12 protein-coding genes are annotated in these 19,242 nt (G+C 63.8%); 9 read left to right on the forward strand and 3 right to left on the reverse strand.

What is annotated here, in order from left to right; all coding sequences use genetic code 11:
- Window positions 1-8: 8 nt before the first annotated feature.
- Window positions 9-1,271 (reverse strand): Zn-dependent hydrolase, encoded by a 1,263-nt coding sequence (locus tag GE253_RS05925; protein WP_153203203.1) that lies wholly within the window; start codon window positions 1,269-1,271, stop codon window positions 9-11.
- Between the two features lie 126 nt (window positions 1,272-1,397).
- Between GE253_RS05925 and xdhA the strand changes: the two genes are divergently transcribed.
- The 6 genes from xdhA (at window position 1,398) to GE253_RS05955 (ending at window position 9,541) form a co-directional block, all read left to right on the forward strand.
- Window positions 1,398-2,831, forward strand: coding sequence for a xanthine dehydrogenase small subunit (gene xdhA, locus GE253_RS05930; RefSeq protein WP_153203204.1), 1,434 nt, complete (start codon window positions 1,398-1,400; stop codon window positions 2,829-2,831).
- Window positions 2,828-5,167, forward strand: a complete 2,340-nt coding sequence (gene xdhB / locus GE253_RS05935) for a xanthine dehydrogenase molybdopterin binding subunit (protein ID WP_153203205.1) — start codon at window positions 2,828-2,830, stop codon at window positions 5,165-5,167. The genes xdhA and xdhB overlap by 4 nt, the downstream gene beginning before the upstream one ends.
- Window positions 5,164-6,024, forward strand: coding sequence for a xanthine dehydrogenase accessory protein XdhC (xdhC, locus tag GE253_RS05940; RefSeq protein ID WP_153203206.1), 861 nt, complete (start codon window positions 5,164-5,166; stop codon window positions 6,022-6,024). The genes xdhB and xdhC overlap by 4 nt, the downstream gene beginning before the upstream one ends.
- Before the next feature lie 175 nt (window positions 6,025-6,199).
- Window positions 6,200-6,583 carry a hypothetical protein gene (locus GE253_RS05945; RefSeq protein WP_153203207.1) on the forward strand — a complete coding sequence of 128 codons (384 nt, stop codon included), beginning with the start codon at window positions 6,200-6,202 and terminating at the stop codon, window positions 6,581-6,583.
- 724 nt (window positions 6,584-7,307) lie between these two features.
- Window positions 7,308-9,029, forward strand: coding sequence for an MFS transporter (locus tag GE253_RS05950; protein WP_153203208.1), 1,722 nt, complete (start codon window positions 7,308-7,310; stop codon window positions 9,027-9,029).
- 164 nt (window positions 9,030-9,193) lie between these two features.
- Window positions 9,194-9,541: a PilZ domain-containing protein gene (locus GE253_RS05955; RefSeq protein ID WP_173012522.1), complete on the forward strand. Its 348-nt coding sequence runs from the start codon at window positions 9,194-9,196 to the stop codon at window positions 9,539-9,541.
- A gap of 97 nt (window positions 9,542-9,638) precedes the next feature.
- On the opposite strand, the gene GE253_RS05960 is transcribed toward GE253_RS05955, so the two are convergent.
- Together GE253_RS05960 and GE253_RS05965 are read right to left on the reverse strand one after the other, a co-directional pair.
- Window positions 9,639-13,136, reverse strand: coding sequence for a PAS domain-containing hybrid sensor histidine kinase/response regulator (locus tag GE253_RS05960; RefSeq protein ID WP_153203210.1), 3,498 nt, complete (start codon window positions 13,134-13,136; stop codon window positions 9,639-9,641).
- An 85-nt stretch (window positions 13,137-13,221) separates the two neighbouring features.
- On the reverse strand, window positions 13,222-13,713 hold the full coding sequence (locus GE253_RS05965) for a hypothetical protein (protein ID WP_153203211.1): 492 nt from the start codon (window positions 13,711-13,713) through the stop codon (window positions 13,222-13,224).
- Between the two features lie 318 nt (window positions 13,714-14,031).
- Between GE253_RS05965 and GE253_RS05970 the strand changes: the two genes are divergently transcribed.
- From GE253_RS05970 to GE253_RS05980, 3 genes are all read left to right on the forward strand, one after another.
- Complete coding sequence (locus GE253_RS05970; RefSeq protein WP_153203414.1) at window positions 14,032-15,360, forward strand: dicarboxylate/amino acid:cation symporter; 1,329 nt, start codon at window positions 14,032-14,034, stop codon at window positions 15,358-15,360.
- Window positions 15,361-15,553: 193 nt separating this feature from the next.
- Entirely contained in the window at window positions 15,554-17,275 is a 1,722-nt protein-coding gene (locus GE253_RS05975) for an ATP-binding protein (RefSeq protein WP_348770784.1), read from the forward strand.
- A complete protein-coding gene (locus tag GE253_RS05980; RefSeq protein ID WP_153203213.1) occupies window positions 17,268-18,644 on the forward strand; it encodes a sigma-54 dependent transcriptional regulator in 1,377 nt (458 codons plus the stop codon). The genes GE253_RS05975 and GE253_RS05980 overlap by 8 nt, the downstream gene beginning before the upstream one ends.
- Window positions 18,645-19,242: the final 598 nt, after the last annotated feature.

Below are 19,242 nucleotides of genomic sequence, written 5' to 3' on the forward strand. Positions count from 1 at the left end.
TCTGTTTCTTACGCCCCGGCCAGCCGCACCAGCGTTTCCGCCAGCACCGCCGCCCCGGCGTGGCAATCCGCCGGGCTGGCATATTCGACCTCATTATGGCTGATCCCATCTTTGCAGGGGATGAAGATCATGCCGGTGGGGCAGCGCGGGGCCATGAATTTGGCGTCGTGATTGGCACCGGACGGCATGTCGCGGTGGGGATAGCCCAGCAGGGCGGCGGCGTCGCGCACCGCCTCCACCACGGCGGGCGCGAAATCCACCGGGGCCGTGGTCGATGTCTCCCGCACCATCACCGCGCAGGGGGCCGCCAGCGATTGCAGCAGGGGCGTGATGGCATCGCCCTTCTCCTCCTTCACCACGCCGGCATCCGGGTGGCGGAAATCGATGGTGAAGATCACCTTGCCCGGCACGGTATTGGGCGATCCCGGCAGCACCTCAAACCGGCCAAAGGTGCAGCGGATAATATCGTCCGGATCATGCATCAACTCGTTCAGGGCGGTCACCATGCGCAGGGCCGCCTGAAAGGCATCCTTGCGCGCCCCGTGCGGGGTGGTGCCGGCATGGGCCTCCTGGCCCGTCACCTCTACCTGGAACCAGCGGCTGCCCTGGATGCCTTGCACCACGCCGATAGTCTTGCCCTCCGCTTCCAGCCGTGGGCCCTGTTCAATATGGGCCTCAACATAGGCGGCAGCGGCCCCACCAAAGGGGCGCACCGGCATCGGTGGGGCCAGGGCCAGGGTTTCGGCCAGCGCGTCTTTCACGCGGATGCCTTTCGGGTCGGTGCAGGCCAGCACCATCTCCAGGTCCATCTTGCCGGCGAACAGGGCGGAACCCATGCAATAGGGCTGGAAGCGGGAGCCTTCCTCATTGGTCCAGGCCACCAGTTCCACCGGATGGCGGGTGGCGATGCCGGCATCTTCCAGCGCCTCCAGCACCTCAAACCCGGCCAGCACGCCATAGACGCCATCATAACGCCCGCCGGTGGGCTGGCTGTCCAGATGGCTGCCGGTCATCACCGGGGCGGCGCTGGGGTCGGTGCCGGGTCGGCGGACATACAGGTTGCCGATGCCATCGGTTTCCACCGAAAAGCCGCGCGCCAGCGCCCACCCGGTCAACAAGGCCCGCGCCTTGCCATCTTCCACCGACAGGGCGGGCCGGTTCACCCCGCCCTTTTCCGTCGCCCCGATTGTGGCCATGTCGGCCAGCCGCTGCGCCAGCCTGTCCGGACGGACGAAACGGGCGATGGTACCGGGGGCGGGGGAAGGGGCCATGCGGTGCATCCTGCTGGTGGTTGCTCACAAACAAAAATGTTGCACCGCATAAAAGTTCTGTAAAGCGCCTTGACAGTGATCCTTTCCTGTTTTGCCATACTGTCTTCAGGAAATGATTGGACCCAGATGGCCGAAACGATCCGCTTCCTGCACCGGGGACAGGTGCGCCACCTTGCTGGTTTTTCGCCCACGCGCACCGTGCTGGACTTCCTGCGGGAAGATGAACGGCGCTGCGGCAGCAAGGAGGGCTGCAATGAGGGGGATTGCGGCGCCTGCACCATCGTGCTGGGGGCGGAGGAGGACGGAAGGCTGGTTTATCGTGCCGTCAATGCCTGTATCCTGTTCATCGGTGCTCTGGATGGCAAGGAACTGCTGACGGTGGAGGATCTGGCCGGGCCTGATGGTGCGCTGCACAAGGTGCAGCATTCCATGGTGGATTGCCATGGCAGCCAGTGTGGTTTCTGCACCCCTGGCATCGTCATGTCGCTCTACGCCCTTCATGTCGGGGGCGCGGTGCCGGACCGGCAGCGGATCGATACGGCCCTGGCCGGCAATCTCTGCCGCTGCACCGGCTACCGCCCCATCATCCAGGCGGCCCAGGCCATGGGGGTGGCGGTGCCGGATGCGGCAGAAATGGCGGAAAAGCTGGAATTGCTGCGCAGCATGAAGGGTGACGACAGCGCGCTGCTGCCCGGCTCCGCCGACGCGTTGGCGGACCTGCTGCTGCATTATCCCGATGCCACCCTGGTGGCGGGCGGCACCGATGTCGGGCTGTGGGTGACGAAACAATGCCGCGATCTGGGGCGCATCATCCATCTGGGCCAGGTGGCGGATTTGCAGCAGATCGAACGGGCGGATGGCTGGCTGCGCATCGGCGCGGCTGTTACGGTCGCACGGGCTGCCGATATGCTGGGCGGGCTTTACCCCGATCTGGCCGTGCTGTTCCGCCTCTATGGTTCCGAGCAGGTGCGCAATTCGGCCACGCTGGGCGGCAATATCGCCAACGGGTCGCCCATTGGCGATTCCATGCCAGCCTTGATCGCGCTGGGCGCACGGCTGGTGCTGCGGCGCGGGGCCGTGCGGCGGGAACTGGCGCTGGAAGATTTCTTTCTGGCCTATCGCCAGACGGCCTTGCGGCCGGGGGAATTCCTGGAAACCATTCTGGTGCCGGAACCGCCGCCCGATCTGGCCTTTGCCTGCTATAAAATCTCCAAACGCTTTGATCAGGATATCTCCGCCGTGATGGCCGGCTTCGGGCTGATGCTGGAAGCCGGTGTCGTGCGGGCGGCCCGGCTGGCCTATGGCGGCATGGCCGGCACGCCGAAACGGGCGGCGGCGGCAGAGGCGGTGCTGATCGGCCGCCCCTTCGATGCGGCGGCGGCCCGCGATGCAGCGGCGGCACTGGCGCGGGATTTTCAGCCCTTGAGCGATATGCGCGCCAGTGCCGATTATCGCCTGCTGGTGGCGGGCAATCTGATCGTGAAATTTCAGGCTGAATGGGTGGGGGCCGCCCTGGCCACCACCCGCGTGCCAGCCTTTAAGGCGGGGGGTGTGGCATGAGCACCCAGCGACCCGCCCGCGCCCCGGCCCCGGTGCCGTTCCCCGCCGTGCATCATGATATCCGGCATGAAAGTGCCCATGCCCATGTTGCGGGTACGGCGCGCTATGTTGATGATATGCCGGAACCCGCCGGGCTGCTGCACGCCGCCTTGGGGCAAAGCCGCATCGCCCATGGCCGCATCCTGTCCATGGACCTGTCGGCAGTGCGTGCATATCCCGGCGTTGTCGCGGTGCTGACGGCGGCGGATGTGCCGGGGGTGAATGATGTCGGCCCGGTGGTGGCCGACGATCCGATCTTCGCCGATGGGCTGGTGGAATATGTCGGGCAAAGCCTGTTTGCTGTGGCCGCCACCAGCCGGCAGGCCGCCCGCGCCGCCGCAAGGCTGGCGAAGGTGGAATATGAAGAGCGTCCCGCCATCGTGACCATCGCCCAGGCCCGCGCGGCGGACAGCCATTTATTGCCGCCCAGGCGGGTGCAGCGGGGCGATCCGGAAAGCGTGATCGCGGCGGCGCCGCACCGGCTTTCCGGCCATATTGTCATTGGCGGGCAGGATCATTTCTATCTGGAAGGCCAGATATCGCTGGCCACACCGGGGGAGGATGGCGACATGCATATCCTCTGTTCCACCCAGCACCCGTCGGAGGTGCAGCATCTGGTGGCCCGCGCGCTGGGAAGGCCCGACAATGCGGTGGTGGTGGAGGTGCGGCGCATGGGCGGTGCCTTCGGTGGCAAGGAGACACAGGCCAGCCTGTTTGCCGCCGCATCCGCCCTGTTGGCCGACCGCACAGGCCGCCCGGTGAAGCTGCGCCTGGACCGCGACGATGATATGGTGATGACCGGCAAGCGCCATGATTTCGAAACCCGCTACAGCGTGGGTTTCGATGATCAGGGGCACATTCTGGGGCTGGATATCACCCTGGAATCGCGTTGCGGCATGTCCACCGACCTGTCGGGCGCCATCAATGACCGGGCTTTGTTCCATTGCGATAATTGCTATTTCCTGCCCGATATCCGCATCACCTCTTACCGTTACAAGACGCATACCGTCTCCAACACCGCCTTCCGGGGCTTTGGTGGGCCCCAGGGCATGGTGGGGATCGAACAGGTGATCGATGACATTGCCCGCCATCGGGGATTGGACCCGCTGGATGTGCGGCTGGCCAACCTCTATGGCGGGCCAGGGCGGGACATCACGCCCTATGGGATGCGGGTGGAGGATAATGTCGCCCCGCAGATCATCCAGCGGCTGGCGGACAGTGCTCAGTACCGGGAACGGCGGGCGGCTTTGGCGGATTTCAACCGGACCTCCCCCATTCTGAAACGCGGGCTGGCCCTGACCCCGGTGAAGTTTGGCATTTCTTTCACCACCTCCTTCCTGAACCAGGGCGGGGCGCTGGTGCATCTTTATGCCGACGGGTCGGTGATGCTGAACCATGGCGGCACGGAGATGGGGCAGGGGCTCTATACCAAGGTGGCCCAGGTGGTGGCCGATGCGTTCGGCATCGGGCTGGACCGGGTGCGGGTGACATCCACCCGCACGGACAAGGTGCCCAATACCTCCGCCACCGCAGCGTCCGCCGGCACAGACTTGAACGGCATGGCGGCCTATAACGCCGCCATCATCATCCGCGACCGGCTGGCCGGAATGCTGGCGGAGCGATGGGGCGTGGATGTTGCCGATATCCGTTTCGCCGACGGCAAGGCGACGGGCGGCGGGCAGGAGATCGCCTTTGACGATCTGGCCCGCCAGGCCTATCTGGCGCGGCTGTCGCTGTCGGCCACCGGCTTTTATGCCACGCCCAAGATTGATGTGGATAAACAGACGCTGATCGGTCGCCCCTTCTATTATTTCGCCTATGGCGCTGCCTTGTCGGAAGTGGTGATCGACACGCTGACCGGGGAAAATAAGCTGCTGGCGGTGGATATCCTGCATGATTGTGGCAAGTCGCTGAACCCGGTGCTGGACCGGGGCCAGATTGAAGGCGGCTTCATCCAGGGCATGGGCTGGCTGACCATGGAGGAACTGGTGTTCGATGCGGCGGGCCGCCTGCGCACCCATGCGCCCTCCACCTATAAAATCCCCGGCTGCGGCGATGTGCCGGACCATTTCAATGTCACACTCTGCGACTGGCCCAATGGGGAGGACACCATCCACCGGTCCAAGGCGGTGGGGGAACCGCCGCTGATGCTGGCCATTTCCGTGCTGCACGCGCTGAAGGATGCGGTGGCCGCCTGTGGCGGCAGCGGGCCGGTGCTGCTGGACGCACCCGCCACCCCGGAACGAATTTTGCTGGCCGTCACCGCCCGCCAGCGGCAGGGGAGGGGACAGGCATGAGCGGGGGCGACTGGATCCAGGCGCTGGCCGCCTTCGACCGGCGGGGGGAGGCCTGCGTGTTGGTCACGGTGACCGCGGCAGCCGGCTCCACCCCGCGCGCCGCCGGAACGAAGATGCTGGTGGGGGCGGACAGTTTGCATGGCACCATCGGCGGCGGTGCCTTGGAATTCGCCGCGGTTGAAACCGCCCGCGCCATGCTGGACCGGGGGGAGGCTACCCTGCGCAGTGAGGCGCTGCCGTTGGGGCCGAAGCTGGGGCAATGCTGCGGCGGCCATGTCACCCTGCTGCTGGAACCGATCCTACCACCCCGCCTGCGGGTGCTGCTGTTTGGTGCCGGGCATGTGGCCAAGGCGCTGGTGACGGTGCTGGGGACATTACCCTGCCGCATCGTCTGGGTGGATAGCCGGGCAGCGGAGTTCCCCGCCAGCCTGCCGGATAATGTAACCGCCCTCTGTAGCGACCAGCCGCTGGAGCAGATCGCCCGCCATCAAGGCTTCACCCATCTATTGATCATGACGCATGACCACGCACTGGATTACCAACTGACAAGGGCTGGACTGCAGGCCGGAGGGTTTGCTTATGTCGGGCTGATCGGCTCGGCCACCAAGCGCGCCCGCTTCCTGTCGCGCCTTGCCCGCGATGGGGTGGTAACCGGTGGACTGACCTGTCCAATTGGGTTGCCTTCCATCAGTGGTAAGCATCCTGGCGAGATCGCTGTCGCAGTTGCAGCAGAAATTTTGGCGAGCAGTGAAACCATCCGGATCGGCAAAAATTCAGGTAGTATCGTTACAAACGATATGGAGTGTTCTAGCTGTTTTGCGGTTTGTGAAGCTATGCGCCCACCACATGATCGGTAGTATGATTAGCGGGGCCTTTATAGGGTAAACGCCCTTTTCGCTGCGGTGCGATATATCTATAGTGCAAAGCACAACAAGGGTACGCATCTAAGACAGACCCACATTTCAGGGAGCGAACGTACAGGGCCCGAAACGTCGGTGGCATCCGCCCCCGTTCAACCTTGTGAGTATCGCTATGAAGACGATCTACACCGCTCTTTTCGTTTCCGCCGTTGCCCTGCTGGCCGTTGGTCAGTCCAATGCCGCCCCGACCGCCATCAAGCGCGTTTGTGGCGAGGCCCCGGCCGCGCCGGCCGTGATCGAGGGCAAGTCCGCCACCGAACAGGCCATGCGCCAGACCGCCGTTGCCGTGCGTGGCTATGCCGACAAGGCCGTCAACTATCTCAGCTGCGTTGACAATGCCGACATCTCCACGGCTTACCTGTCCCAGCCGGCCTATCGCGCCGCCATCGCCGCCCACCGCGATCAGGTGGTCGACCGTCTGGAAATGACCGTTGGCAGCTTCAACAGCGAACTGCGCGCCTTCAAGGACCAGCAGTCGCAGGTTGCCTCCAAGTAATATATCGTCACGGTGATCCGTTCCGATCACCGTGACGATAGACCCATCCGCCGGAAGAGTGATCTTCGGGCGGATGGGTGGCCGGTGACGCCGGCCCGGCGCACGAGGGAGATGGGCACCAGACGTCGCTCTCTGACGCTTGCAAGGTTTCGACAAGGGATGCGGGTGCCGTCGGTGCCTGCATCCCTTGTCGTTTTACCCCTCATGCGATTCCCCTCCGGTTTACCGGTGCGCTGACCGGCGGAGGCCGAAATTCCCTTCCGCAAGAAGCCCTCGACCAATGTCGGGAGAGGGGGGCCTCTCTCCACGCGCCCAGCGTGCGGGATAATTGTTGCGGTGCGATATGGGTTTCGTATTGGAAACCACCATCAGGCCCCTGCTTATTGCCTAGCGGATTTGCGTATGTCGCATGGCGGAACTGTCCGCCTATCTCTTTGATATAAGGGTCTTTTAGCCCGCGTTTTCCGTGGTTCGGTCGCCCAACGATGATTTGCCGAAGCGGCGTCCCGGTATCTCCGCCTGCTGCGTCGCATCAAAAATCCCTGTATTGTCAAAGCTCTGTAACATTAACCTTCCCGACCAAGGTCGGGGCTGCCCGCTGCCCGGCTGTGTCACATCGTAGCAGCATCGATCGGCATGGACGGCGATCAGACGCCGCCAACGGCGCTTCATAAGACGCCGAGCGATGAACGTCCGAGACACGTCGCGACTTCTGGGAGGGCATATGGCAAATGTAACAGCAGGTGGTGCGGTAACCCCCGCCCCCATGACCAAGGAAGAGAAGAAGGTGATTTTCGCCTCTTCGCTCGGCACCGTTTTCGAATGGTACGATTTCTACCTCTATGGTTCGCTGGCGGCGGTGATCGCCAAACAGTTCTTCTCCGGTGTGAATGAGACGGCGGCCTATATCTTCGCCCTGCTGGCCTTTGCCGCCGGTTTTGCCGTGCGCCCCTTCGGTGCCCTGGTGTTCGGTCGCCTTGGCGACATGATCGGCCGTAAATATACCTTCCTTGTCACCATCCTGATCATGGGTGCCTCGACCTTCATCGTTGGTATCCTGCCCAACTATGCGTCCATCGGCATTGCGGCGCCGGTGATCCTGATTTCCCTGCGTATGCTGCAAGGTCTGGCGCTGGGCGGTGAATATGGCGGTGCCGCCACCTATGTGGCTGAACATGCCCCGCATGGTCGCCGCGGTAACTATACGGCCTGGATTCAGACCACCGCGACCTTGGGCCTGTTCCTGTCGCTGCTGGTAATCCTGGGCTGCCGCATGTCGATGCCCACGGAGGCTTTCGACGCCTGGGGCTGGCGCATTCCCTTCCTGGTTTCCATCCTGCTGCTGGGCGTGTCGGTCTGGATCCGCCTGATGCTGAATGAAAGCCCGGCCTTCAAAAAGATGAAGGAAGAGGGCAAGCATTCCAAGGCGCCGCTGACCGATGCATTCGGCAACTGGAAGAACCTGAAGATCGTGCTGCTGGCTCTGTTCGGTCTGGTCGCCGGTCAGGCGGTGGTCTGGTACACGGGTCAGTTCTACGCCCTGTTCTTCCTGACCCAGACGCTGAAGGTGGACGCCGCTGCCGCCAACCTGATGATTGCGGCTGCCCTATTGATCGGCACCCCCTTCTTCATCATCTTCGGCAGCCTGTCCGACCGTATCGGCCGCAAGCCGATCATCCTGGCGGGCCTTGCCATCGCCGTCATCACCTATTTCCCGCTGTTCAAGGGCATCACCCACTTCGCCAATCCGGCGCTGGAACAGGCGGTTGCCACCTCCCCCATCGTGGTGGTGGCTGATCCGACCCAATGTTCCGTGCAGTTCAACCCGGTCGGCACCTCCAAATTCACCAGCTCCTGCGATATCGCCAAGGCGGCCTTGGTGAAGAAGGGCGTACCCTACAGCAACGAGGTGGCCCCTGCTGGCACCCTGGCTCAGATCCGTGTCGGTACGACCGTGATCGACAGCTATGATGCTACCGGCGTTGCTGGCAAGACCGAGGTATCGCTGGGCCATGGCCCCAGCAGCACCGCCGCCCCGGCCGATCCGAAGGCTGCCGGTGCCAGCTTTGAAAAGGCGGTGGCCGATGCGCTGAAGGCTGCCGGTTATCCGCCCAAGGCTGACCCGGCCCAGATCAACTATGTCATGGTGGTGGTGCTGCTGACCGTCCTGGTCATCTATGTCACCATGGTGTACGGGCCGATCGCCGCCATGCTGGTGGAAATGTTCCCCACCCGCATCCGCTATACCTCCATGTCGCTGCCCTACCATATCGGCAATGGCTGGTTCGGCGGCTTCCTGCCCACCACCTCCTTCGCCATCGTGGCGGCCACTGGCAATATCTATGACGGCCTGTGGTACCCGATCGTCATCGCGGCGGTGACCTTCGTCATCGGTGCGCTGTTTGTGAAGGAAACCAAGGACGTCGACATCTACGCCGACGATTGATCTTCCCATTCCCCTGATGCTCCAGCCTGGGCGGGCCGTGATTGCGGCCCGCCTTTCCTTGTGTCCGCCTGGAGAGGGGGCGTTCTTTACCGCTATGCAATATTTCACTTCTGAATTTTCTACCAAAATTGCGGCGTTTGCGTCAAAATAGGCACATTATGCGTATGCCAGAGAGCCCTTGTGAGCGGCGGCTGCATCCCCGCACCGTGACGCTGCCAATGTTCCTGATGGTCGCCGGTTACCCGGCGCGCCTGTTGGATTGGTCATTCGGGGGCCTGCGGGTCCGGCTGGAACTGCCGGCCTCAGATTTGGTGATCGGTATGGCGGTGGATATCACCGTGCTGCGGGCTGATGGCGGCAGCTGGTCGCATTTGCCGGCAACGATTCGCCACCTGGGTGACTGCAAGGATGGCTCGATCGGGCTGGAATTGCTGGATCGGCCCCATGCTTTTCCCATCTTGCTGGAACTGCTGAATGACAGCATCGATCCGTTGCCGTCAGCGTCTTTCTGATCCCGGCGGCTTGGAGGCCGGCAACCACTGGCCCGGCGCAAGAGGGAACGCAAAATCTCCCTGGATCGGTCACGATCAAGGGAGATTGGGATAAGCATCAGGCGGCCGGCCGCCGCCGTTCCGCTGTCATCTGGGTCAGCAGTGCGCGCAAGGCACCGGGGCGCACCGGTTTGTAGATGATGCGTGCGCCAGCCGCCGTCACCGCCTCCCGCACAGCATCGCTGCGGTCAGCGGTGACCACGGCAGCCGGCAGCGCGTCGCCAAACCGGGCGCGTACCAGCGCCAGGGCCTCCAGCCCGCTGGCACCATGATCCAGATGGAAATCGGTCAGCAGCAGGTCGGGTTTGGCATCGCCCAGGGCGACCAGGGCGGCTTCCCCTGTATTGCCCCAGACCACCTGGCAATCCCAGCCGGTCAGCAGGGCGCGGGTAGCCTCCGCGATGGCGGGCTCGTTTTCCACACACAGCACCAGCGTGCCCTGCAGCCCCGTTACCTGCACAGCACTGGTGGGGCGGCGTGGCTCCGCCGGGGTTGCGGCCAGCGGTACCTCCACGGAAAAACAACTGCCCTTGCCGACGGTGGAGCGCAGGCCGATCCGGTGGCCCAGGATGGCGGCAAAGCGCTCCACAATGGAAAGCCCCAGGCCCAACCCCTTGTCCCGGTCGCCGGGGCCGGTATCCAGTTGGCGGAACTCCTGAAAAATCTCCCGCTGGCGTTCGGGCGGGATGCCGGGGCCGGTATCCCACACGTCGATCCGCAGATGGTCGCCCACCCGCCGGCAACCCAGCAGGATACGGCCCTTGGGCGTGTAGCGCAGGGCGTTGGCCAGGAAATTCTGCAGGATGCGGCGCAGCAGCACCGCATCGGTATCCACACTGGCCCGGCACGGCACGCGGCGCAGGCGCAGGCCGTGCCGGTCGGCCACCATGCCCAGTTCCTCTGCCAGCGGGCGCAGGATATCGTCCACCATCACGGCGGTGCGGTTGGGTTTCACCACCCCGGTATCCAGCTTGGTGACATCCAGCAGATCGCCCAGCAACTGTTCCACCGACCGCAGGGCCGCATCCGCCTGGGTCACCAGCGGGTCTTGCCCGCGTTCCAGCGCGGCGGAGATGAACAGGCGGGCGGCGTGCAGCGGCTGCAGCAGATCATGGCTGACGGCGGCCAGCAGGCGGGTTTTGGCCTGGTTGGCACGGTCAGCCTCCTGCTTGGCGGCGGCCAGGTCGGTGGTGCGCTCGGCAATGCCGCGCTCCAGCCCCTCATTGGCCGCCCTTAACGCTTCTGCCGCCCGATGCTTGTCGGTGATGTCATTATAGACGGCGACGAAGCCGCCATCGGGCATGGGGTTGGAACTGATTTCCAGCACCGTGCCATCGGGTCTTGTGCGGTGGAACACGTCATCCTGATCGCGGCGTTTCGGGTCCAGCCGGCGCATGAACAGGCTTTCCACCTCGCCCTCGCGCCCGAATTCCCCCCGGCTTTGCAGATAGGAGACGAGCTGCCCCAACGGTGTGCCAACCGTGATCAACCCCTCTGGCACATCCAGCAGCTCCAGGAACCGGTAATTCCACAGCAGCAGGCGGAAATCCTTGTCTACCGCGCAGATGCCCTTGCCGACATTCTCCAGGGTGGAGCGCAGCAACATATGCTGGTCCAGAATGGCCCGCGACGCTTCGTCGATGATCGACCGTGCGTCGGAGCGGGAGAGCCGCCGGTCAGACAGCAGGCTGGCCACCACCACGCGGGCCGAGGCGCTGCCGATGGCACCGGCCAGCAACCATTCGGTGGCCTGGATGGCTTCGTCATCGATGCGGGCTTCCAGCGCCACCTTGAACTGGTCGGAACGCGGGTTGGACAGTTGCGTCAGGTCCAGAAAGACGGCATCCGCCCGTTTGGTGCCGACATAGCGGGCGGCCAGTTCATGCAGGTCGGCCAGGATGGCGCCGCGCGGTGCCTGCCGCCCGTCCCGCGCATCGGAGCGCTGGGAGACGAAGCGCCGCGCCTGCTGCCGCTCCAGCTCCGACTGACGGGTGACGGCGGAGACCAGTACCAGGGCCAGCAGGTTCAGCCCCAGGCTGATCAGCGCGCCATGGGCCAGCGTATCCAGATCATGGATGCCCCCCAGCCCGGCCGGCGTCAGCCAATGGATGCCGAACAGCCCCTCATCCATCAGCGAGCCGGGGATCAGCCCGGCCACGGCGAAGCTGGGCACCAGCACCGTATAGGCCCAGGTGATGAAGCCGGCACCCAGCCCGGCAATGGCGCCGGCCTTGGTGACACGCCGGAAGAACAGGCCCAGCAGCAGGGGCGGGGCAAACTGCGCCACCCCGGCAAAGGAGACGGTGCCGATGGTGGCCAGCGGAAAGGTGCTGCCGATGAACAGGTAATAGAAATAGGCCATGGTCAGCAGGGCCAGCACGGTCAACCGCCGCACGGTCAGCAGCATGGGCTTGGGATCATCCTGCCAGCGCTTCATGGCCGGGCGATAGGCCATCAGCACCGGCACGATGATATCGTTGCAGACCATGGTGGAAAGCGCCACGGTGCCGACAATGATCATGCTGGTGGCGGCCGACAGGCCGCCGATGAAGGCCAGCAGCGCCATGCCGGGATGCCCCAGTTCCAGCGGAATGGTGACCAGGAACGTATCGGCATTGACGCTGCCATCGGGGAACATCAGCAGCCCGGCCAGCGCCACCGGCATGACGAACAGGTTGATCCCCACCAAATAGGCCGGGAACAGCCAGGAAGCGGTGCGGATATCCCCGACATGGGTATTTTCCACCACCGCCACATGAAACTGGCGTGGCAGGCAGATGATGGCCAATGCTGCCAGCAGCGTCATGGTCCACCAGCCGCCATCCAGATGCGGGATCAGCATTTCCCGCAATTCCGGCCGGGCCAGCGCCTGATTGAAAATCTCCCAAGGGCCGCCGGCCACGGTGAAAACGATACCGCCGCCCACCACCAGGGCCGCCAGCAGCTTTACCAGGCTTTCCGCTGCAATGGCGGTCATCAGCCCGCGATGATGTTCATTGGCGTGGATGTTGCGCACCCCGAACAGGATGGCAAACAGGGCCATGGTACAGGTGATGATGAAGGTGTTCTGGCCCGGCTTGTCCAGCAGGCGACCGCCGAACATATTGCCGGAAATCGCCTCCAGACTGATGGTGATGGCCTTCAGCTGCAAGGCGAAATAGGGCAGCACCGTCAGCACGGCGATGAAGGTGACAAAGGCCGCCAGCACCCGGCTTTTGCCATAGCGGGCGGAAATGAAGTCGGAGATGGAGACGGTATTTTCTGCCTTCGCCACCCGCACCATCTTGGCCAGGATGGGCCAGCCCAGCCCGATCATCAGGCTGGGGCCGACATAGATGGACAGGAAGTCAAACCCGCCATTGGCGGCCCGCCCCACCGCGCCATAAAAGGTCCAGGAGGTGCAATAGACGGCCAGCGACAGGGCATAGAGCAGGGGCGCACGCCCTCCCTTTGCAGCACCCGGATGCTTGTCCGCCAGCCGGTCGCCCTGCCAGGCGACGCCAAACAGGGCGGCCAGATAGACCAGCGACAGGGTAAGGACCAGCCAGCTCTGCATCTTGTTCCAGGGGGCGACGGCGACAGGCGATCAGCTTACACCCTGGCGTGGGGGCGGCGTAGCGGGACTTTGGCCTTGTGTCGTCTCACCCTGCCGCGAAGGCGTAACTGCGCCCCGCCCGTTTCGCGCCGGTTTTCACCTCAATCAGCTTTGCCTCGGCGGCGGGGGCGCAGGTGGCGGGGCGCATCCAGCCGGGCAATCCCGGCAACGTGCCATTCGGGTCCGGTGGCACGAAGGACCATTCCCCGCCGCCGCGCAGCTGTACCCGGTGGTCATTGGTGGCGTTCCGTCCGTCGATCACCAGCAGCCAGATGGTTTCATCCCCCGGCAGGGGGCGGTTGGTCAGCATGGCGGCGGCGCGCTGGCCGGGTTCCCCATTCTCCGCGCTGGCCAGATCGCTGGCCTTGCTGTTGCCACTGGCGATGCAGACATGCCCGCCATTCAGCGCCAGTGCGGGGCCCAGCGCGATGCCGCCACCAGCGCTGAGTGCCGGTGCGATATCCAGGCTGGTATCCCCATCGCAAGCCGCCAGCGGCAGCAGGGCCAGCAGGGGCAACAACAGATATGTGCGGCGCATTGCTTCCATCCACGAATGATATAGCCCCGGTATCGACCGTCCCTTGGGTGCTGGCAAGGTCGTAAGTTGCCGCTCCCCCTTCATATGGGTGCGTCGGATATTTCGGAAAACCACCCGTCCGACATTCCGGATTTTCAGAAAATGCCGCATTGCGGCCTTTTCTTGCTGCATCTGCGAAGTCGTTTTGTTTCAAACGATTATCGGGATGGCCTCCCAACCCGGCCTGTTGGCACGCCGCGTGCCTATAAGGCTCCCAAGCCGCCCTTTCCTGTCCGGGGTGGTCATGGTTCAAACGGGAGGCAAAGAATGGCCCAGGAAATGACCGGTGGTGCCGTGGCAGCACCAAAGCCCAAGAAGTTCTATCAGAGCCTCTATGTCCAGGTGCTGACGGCGATCGCCATCGGCGTGGCGCTGGGGCATTTCTATCCCGAGCTTGGCACCGCCATGAAGCCGCTGGGCGATGCCTTCATCAAGCTGATCAAGATGCTGATCGCGCCGATCATCTTCTTCACTGTCGTCCACGGCATTGCCGGGATGGAGGATATGAAGAAGGTGGGCCGTGTCGGCATGAAGGCGCTGATCTATTTTGAGGTGCTGACGACGCTGGCCCTGATCATCGGTTTGCTGGTGGTCAATATCTGGAAGCCCGGTGCCGGCATGAACGTGGATATCGCCACGTTGGACACCAAGGCCATCGCCACCTATGCCGCCAAGGCGCAGGAGCAGGGCACGGTCGAATTCCTGATGCACATCATCCCGAAGACCGTCGTCGGTGCCTTTGCCGAGGGCGAGATCCTGCAGGTGCTGTTCATTGCCATCCTGTTTGCTTTTGGCCTGCATTCCATGGGTGAGCGCGGTCGCCCGCTGCTGCACATGATCGACAGCGCCGCCGGCGTGTTCTTCAAGATTGTCGGCATCGTGATGAAGGTGGCCCCCATCGGTGCCTTCGGTGCGATGGCGTTCACCATCGGCAAATATGGCGTGGGCACGCTGGTGTCGCTGGGTGAGCTGATGGCCGCCTTCTACCTGACCTGCCTGCTGTTCGTCTTCGGCGTGCTGGGTGTGGTTGCCCGCCTCACCGGCTTCTCCGTCTGGCGCTTCATCAAGTACATCAAGGAAGAGCTGCTGATCGTGCTCGGTACCTCCTCCTCTGAAAGCGCGCTGCCGCGTTTGATGTCCAAGCTGCACAAGCTGGGGGCGGAAAAGTCCGTCGTCGGTCTGGTGGTGCCCACCGGTTATTCCTTTAACCTGGATGGCACCTGCATCTATCTGACCATGGCCGCCATCTTCCTGGCCCAGGCCACCAATACCGACCTGACCATCTGGCAGGAACTGTCCATCCTGGCCGTGCTGCTGCTTACCTCCAAGGGCGCGGCGGGTGTTACCGGTTCCGGCTTCATCGTGCTGGCGGCCACGCTGGCCACGGTGGGCCATATCCCGGTCGCCTCCATCGCGCTGATCCTGGGTGTTGACCGCTTCATGTCCGAAGCCCGCGCCCTGACCAATCTGGTCGGCAATGGCGTTGCCACCCTGGTCGTTGCCAAGTGGGAAGGCGCGCTGGACCAGGAGAAGCTGACCCGTGAGCTGGCCAACCCGTCCCCGGACGTGGAGATCGCCCCGAACACCCGTTTGGCCCCGGCGGAATAAGCCCCAGGGTCTCCCGGCCAGGGCCGGCGGTGTGGAACAGTGATGGGGTGCTAAGCGAGACCCCCCATCGCCTGTTCCGTACCGCCGGCCCTTTGTTTATGGTGACGAGCGGTCCCCCAACCCCAAAACGAGGCCCATCCTGAAACCCCATTGGCGTCGTGCCCTGTTCTGGTTGATCCCCGCCTTGATCGCGGTGCTGGCTGCCGGCGGGGCGGGGCTGTTGGCGGAGCGGCTGGCCATTGCCCAGTTGCTGGAACAGGCGGGCCCCCGCCGCGACATCTATGTGGAAGGTTTGCGCAGCGAGCTGGGGCGGTATGAGACCCTGCCGTCGGTCATGACCTATTCCACCACCCTGCGCCAGATGCTGTCCGCCCCCGGTAATGAACCGTTGAGCCAGCGGGCCAGCACCTATCTGGAACAGGTGGCCACCGTGTCGGGCGCCGCTGCCATCTATGCCATCGACACAGAGGGCACGACGCGCGCCGCCAGCAATTGGCAGGGGCCGGCCAGCTTTGTCGGCATGAATTTCTCCTATCGTCCCTATTTCCGCGATGCCATGGCCAAGGGCTATGGCCGCTTCTATGGCATCGGCACCACCAGCGGGGAGGCGGGATATTACTTTGCCCGCTCCATCCCCGGTCCCGAGGGGGTGCTGGGCGTGGTGGTGGTGAAGGTGACCCTGACCGGCATGGAACGCACCTGGGGCCAGGCCGCCGACCGGGTGCTGGTGAAGGATGGGCATGGCGTGACCATCCTGTCATCCGTGCCGGGCTGGACCTTCCGCACCCTGGAACCGCTGTCCGACGGTTTGCGCGAGCGTTTGGCGGCCACCCGCCAATATGACCGGGTGGAACTGCGCGTGCTGGCGGTGAAACAACTGGCCGATCTGGGGGGCGGGGCCTCTGTCCTGCGTATCGGCGGGCCGGGCACACCGCCCTTGCTGGCCATGGCCCGCAATGTGCCGGGCACGGATTGGCAATTGCTGTTATTGACCGATATGGCGCCGGTGGCCAATGCCCAGCGCATCGCCTGGGCGGCGGGGGCGGCGTTTGTGTTGCTGCTGACCCTGGCGGCCATGCTTGTACGCCAGCGCCGCCGCACGCGCGCGGCCGAACGCGCCACCCGTGCCGCCCTGGAACGTTCCGCCCAGGCGTTGGAACGGGAGGTGGCGGCCCGCACAGCCGAACTGGTGGCCGCCAATGATGATCTGCGCCGTGCCCAGGATGGGTTGGTGCAGGCGGCCAAGCTGGCGGCACTGGGCCAGTTGGCCGCCGGCATCACGCATGAGCTGAACCAGCCGCTGGCGGCCTTGCGCACCCTGTCGGACAATGCCGCCGCCTTCCTGGCGCGCGGCAAGGCCGACCGGGTGACGGAGAATCTGACCATGATCGGCCAGTTGACCGAGCGGATGGCCCGCATCACCGGCCAGTTGCGCGGCTTTGCCCGCAAGTCGGAAAACCGGCCGGAACCGGTGCGGCTGGCCGTGGCTGCTGGCAACAGTCTGGCCCTGCTGGCGGAAAAAAGCCGGCGGCTGGATGCGAATGTTGAAACCGCCATCGACCCCGACCTGTGGGTGCGGTTTGACCCCATCCGGCTGGAACAGGTGCTGGTCAACCTGCTGGGCAATGCCCTGGACGCGGTGGCCGGCGGCCCGGTACGACAGGTGCGGCTGGAGGCGGTGCGCGACGGTGGCCGCGCCCTGGTGCGGGTGCTGGATAGCGGGTCCGGCATTGCGCCGGAAAGCCTGCCGCACCTGTTCGAGCCCTTCTTCACCACCAAGCCGCCGGGCCAGGGGCTTGGATTGGGGCTGGTGATTTCCGCCGGGATGGTGCAGGACCATGGGGGAAGCATCCATGCCGCCAACCGCCCGGAAGGAGGGGCAATGTTCACCATCGACCTGCCCGCCCATGGCTGAGAGACCCCCGCGCATCCTGCTGGTGGAGGATGAGGACGCCGTGCGCCTGGGCATTGAACAGGCGCTGGAACTGGCGGACCTGCCGGTCACCGCCTTTGCCGCCGCAGAGCCGGCGCTGGCGGCGCTGAAGGCCGGGCCGGCGGATCTGCTGATCACCGATGTGCGCCTGCCCGGCATGGACGGGATGGACCTGCTGCGCGCCGCCCAGGGGCTGGACCCTGACCTGCCCGTGGTGCTGATGACCGGGCATGGCGATATCAGCATGGCCGTGGGGGCCATGCGCGACGGGGCCTATGATTTCATTGAAAAGCCCTTTGCCTCTGAACGGCTGACCGCCACCGTTCACCGCGCCCTGGAACGAAGCCGCCTGTCGGCGGAGGTGCGGCGGCTGCGTGCAGCATTGGATGGTGACCATGGCATTGACAGCCTGATCCTGGGCCGGTCGCCTTCCATGCAGGCGCTGAAGCGCACCATTTTGCAGGTGGCCGATACCGGGGCCGATGTGCTGGTGCTGGGGGAGACGGGCAGCGGCAAGGAAATGGTGGCCCGCGCCCTGCACCAGTTTTCCAGCCGCGCCAACCGGCCCTTTGTGGCGCTGAATTGCGGCGCCATCCCGGAAAGCATGTTTGAAAGTGAGCTGTTCGGACACGAGGCCGGGGCCTTCACCGGGGCCGGCAAGCTACGCATCGGCAAGCTGGAATATGCCGATGGCGGCACTGTCTTCCTGGATGAGATCGAGAGTATGCCCCTGGCCCTGCAGGTGAAGCTGCTGCGGGTATTGCAGGATCGCAAGGTGGAGCGGCTGGGGGCCAACAAGGCGATCCCGCTGGATTTGCGCTTTGTCGCCGCCACCAAGGCCGATCTGGGGGAATTGTCGCGCGCCGGCAAGTTCCGGGAGGATTTATATTACCGCCTGAACGTGGTGCCCCTGACCATCCCGCCCTTGCGCGACCGGCCGGAGGATATCGGTCTGCTGCTGGACCATTTCATGGGCCAGACGGCGGGCCGCCTGGGCCGCGTGCCGCCCTTCGTGTCGGAGGCGGAACGACAGGCCCTGTTCGCCCATGGCTGGCCGGGCAATGTGCGCGAACTGGGCAATCTGGCCGAACGCGCGGTGATCGGCCTGCCCCTGCTGCCCGCTGGGCTGGGTGGTGGGGCAGGGGCACCCCCGGCCACGGCCCCCGCTGGCACCCCCGGTTCAGCCAGTCTGGCCGATCTGGTGGACGGCTTCGAACGCCGCCTGATCGCGGACTCCATGCGCCGCCACAAAGGCGATGTGGCGGCGGTGAGTGCGGAACTGCAGGTGCCGCGGAAGACGCTGTACGATAAGCTGAAACGGTTCGGGTTGGAGATTGAGACGTTTCGGTGAGGGGAAATTTAAGAGTCCGTCTGAAAAGTTTTCGTTCTTTCTCAACATGTTAATGTTTTAATCCCGTCACCCCGGCGAAGGCCGGGGTCCAGTTTCGTAGAGCAAAGCGCCTATTATTCTGGACCCCGGCCTTCGCCGGGGTGACGGTAGCGTTTGAAGATAAGTCGTGTAAGACGTTGAAATAACGTGAAACTTTCCGGACAGACACTAAGAATAATGCTATTTCAGGTATTTTAAATAACTAAAAACAGTATATTTTATATTTCTTCTTCATTAGTCTGCACGCATATTTCTTTTCCCCCCATTTGCAAGCAAAAGCATCTGAGATTTCAAACCAAGTTCCATCGTTTCCGGTGCCGTGATTTTGCCCCATACAAGAGCACTGACACTCGTGGCCTTCTGCATGTAAGCACGCCGAAGCGCATTTTTCTTTTTCTCTATATGGTTGTATTATATACAACTGACCATAGTCCTCTAGGGATCTCTCGACAAAATCATTAAACCAAGATTTTGGTATCTCCCAGTAATTTTCCGATCTTATCCATATCGGAGACGATTTTCGTCCGTTTTTCAGCCATTTGTAATTTAATTCGCTATG

It is taken from the genome of Niveispirillum sp. SYP-B3756 (genome assembly GCF_009495745.1).
GTDB lineage: Bacteria > Pseudomonadota > Alphaproteobacteria > Azospirillales > Azospirillaceae > Niveispirillum.

Coding starts and splice junctions, on each gene's coding strand:
- xdhC (WP_153203206.1), top strand. CDS start 5,164: ATGAGCGGGGGCGACTGGATCCAGGCGCTGGCCGCCTTCGACCGGCGG.
- GE253_RS05925 (WP_153203203.1), bottom strand. CDS start 1,271: ATGGCCCCTTCCCCCGCCCCCGGTACCATCGCCCGTTTCGTCCGTCCG.
- GE253_RS05980 (WP_153203213.1), top strand. CDS start 17,268: ATGGCTGAGAGACCCCCGCGCATCCTGCTGGTGGAGGATGAGGACGCC.
- GE253_RS05950 (WP_153203208.1), top strand. CDS start 7,308: ATGGCAAATGTAACAGCAGGTGGTGCGGTAACCCCCGCCCCCATGACC.
- xdhA (WP_153203204.1), top strand. CDS start 1,398: ATGGCCGAAACGATCCGCTTCCTGCACCGGGGACAGGTGCGCCACCTT.
- GE253_RS05970 (WP_153203414.1), top strand. CDS start 14,032: ATGACCGGTGGTGCCGTGGCAGCACCAAAGCCCAAGAAGTTCTATCAG.
- xdhB (WP_153203205.1), top strand. CDS start 2,828: ATGAGCACCCAGCGACCCGCCCGCGCCCCGGCCCCGGTGCCGTTCCCC.
- GE253_RS05965 (WP_153203211.1), bottom strand. CDS start 13,713: ATGCGCCGCACATATCTGTTGTTGCCCCTGCTGGCCCTGCTGCCGCTG.
- GE253_RS05960 (WP_153203210.1), bottom strand. CDS start 13,136: ATGCAGAGCTGGCTGGTCCTTACCCTGTCGCTGGTCTATCTGGCCGCC.
- GE253_RS05955 (WP_173012522.1), top strand. CDS start 9,194: ATGCCAGAGAGCCCTTGTGAGCGGCGGCTGCATCCCCGCACCGTGACG.
- GE253_RS05945 (WP_153203207.1), top strand. CDS start 6,200: ATGAAGACGATCTACACCGCTCTTTTCGTTTCCGCCGTTGCCCTGCTG.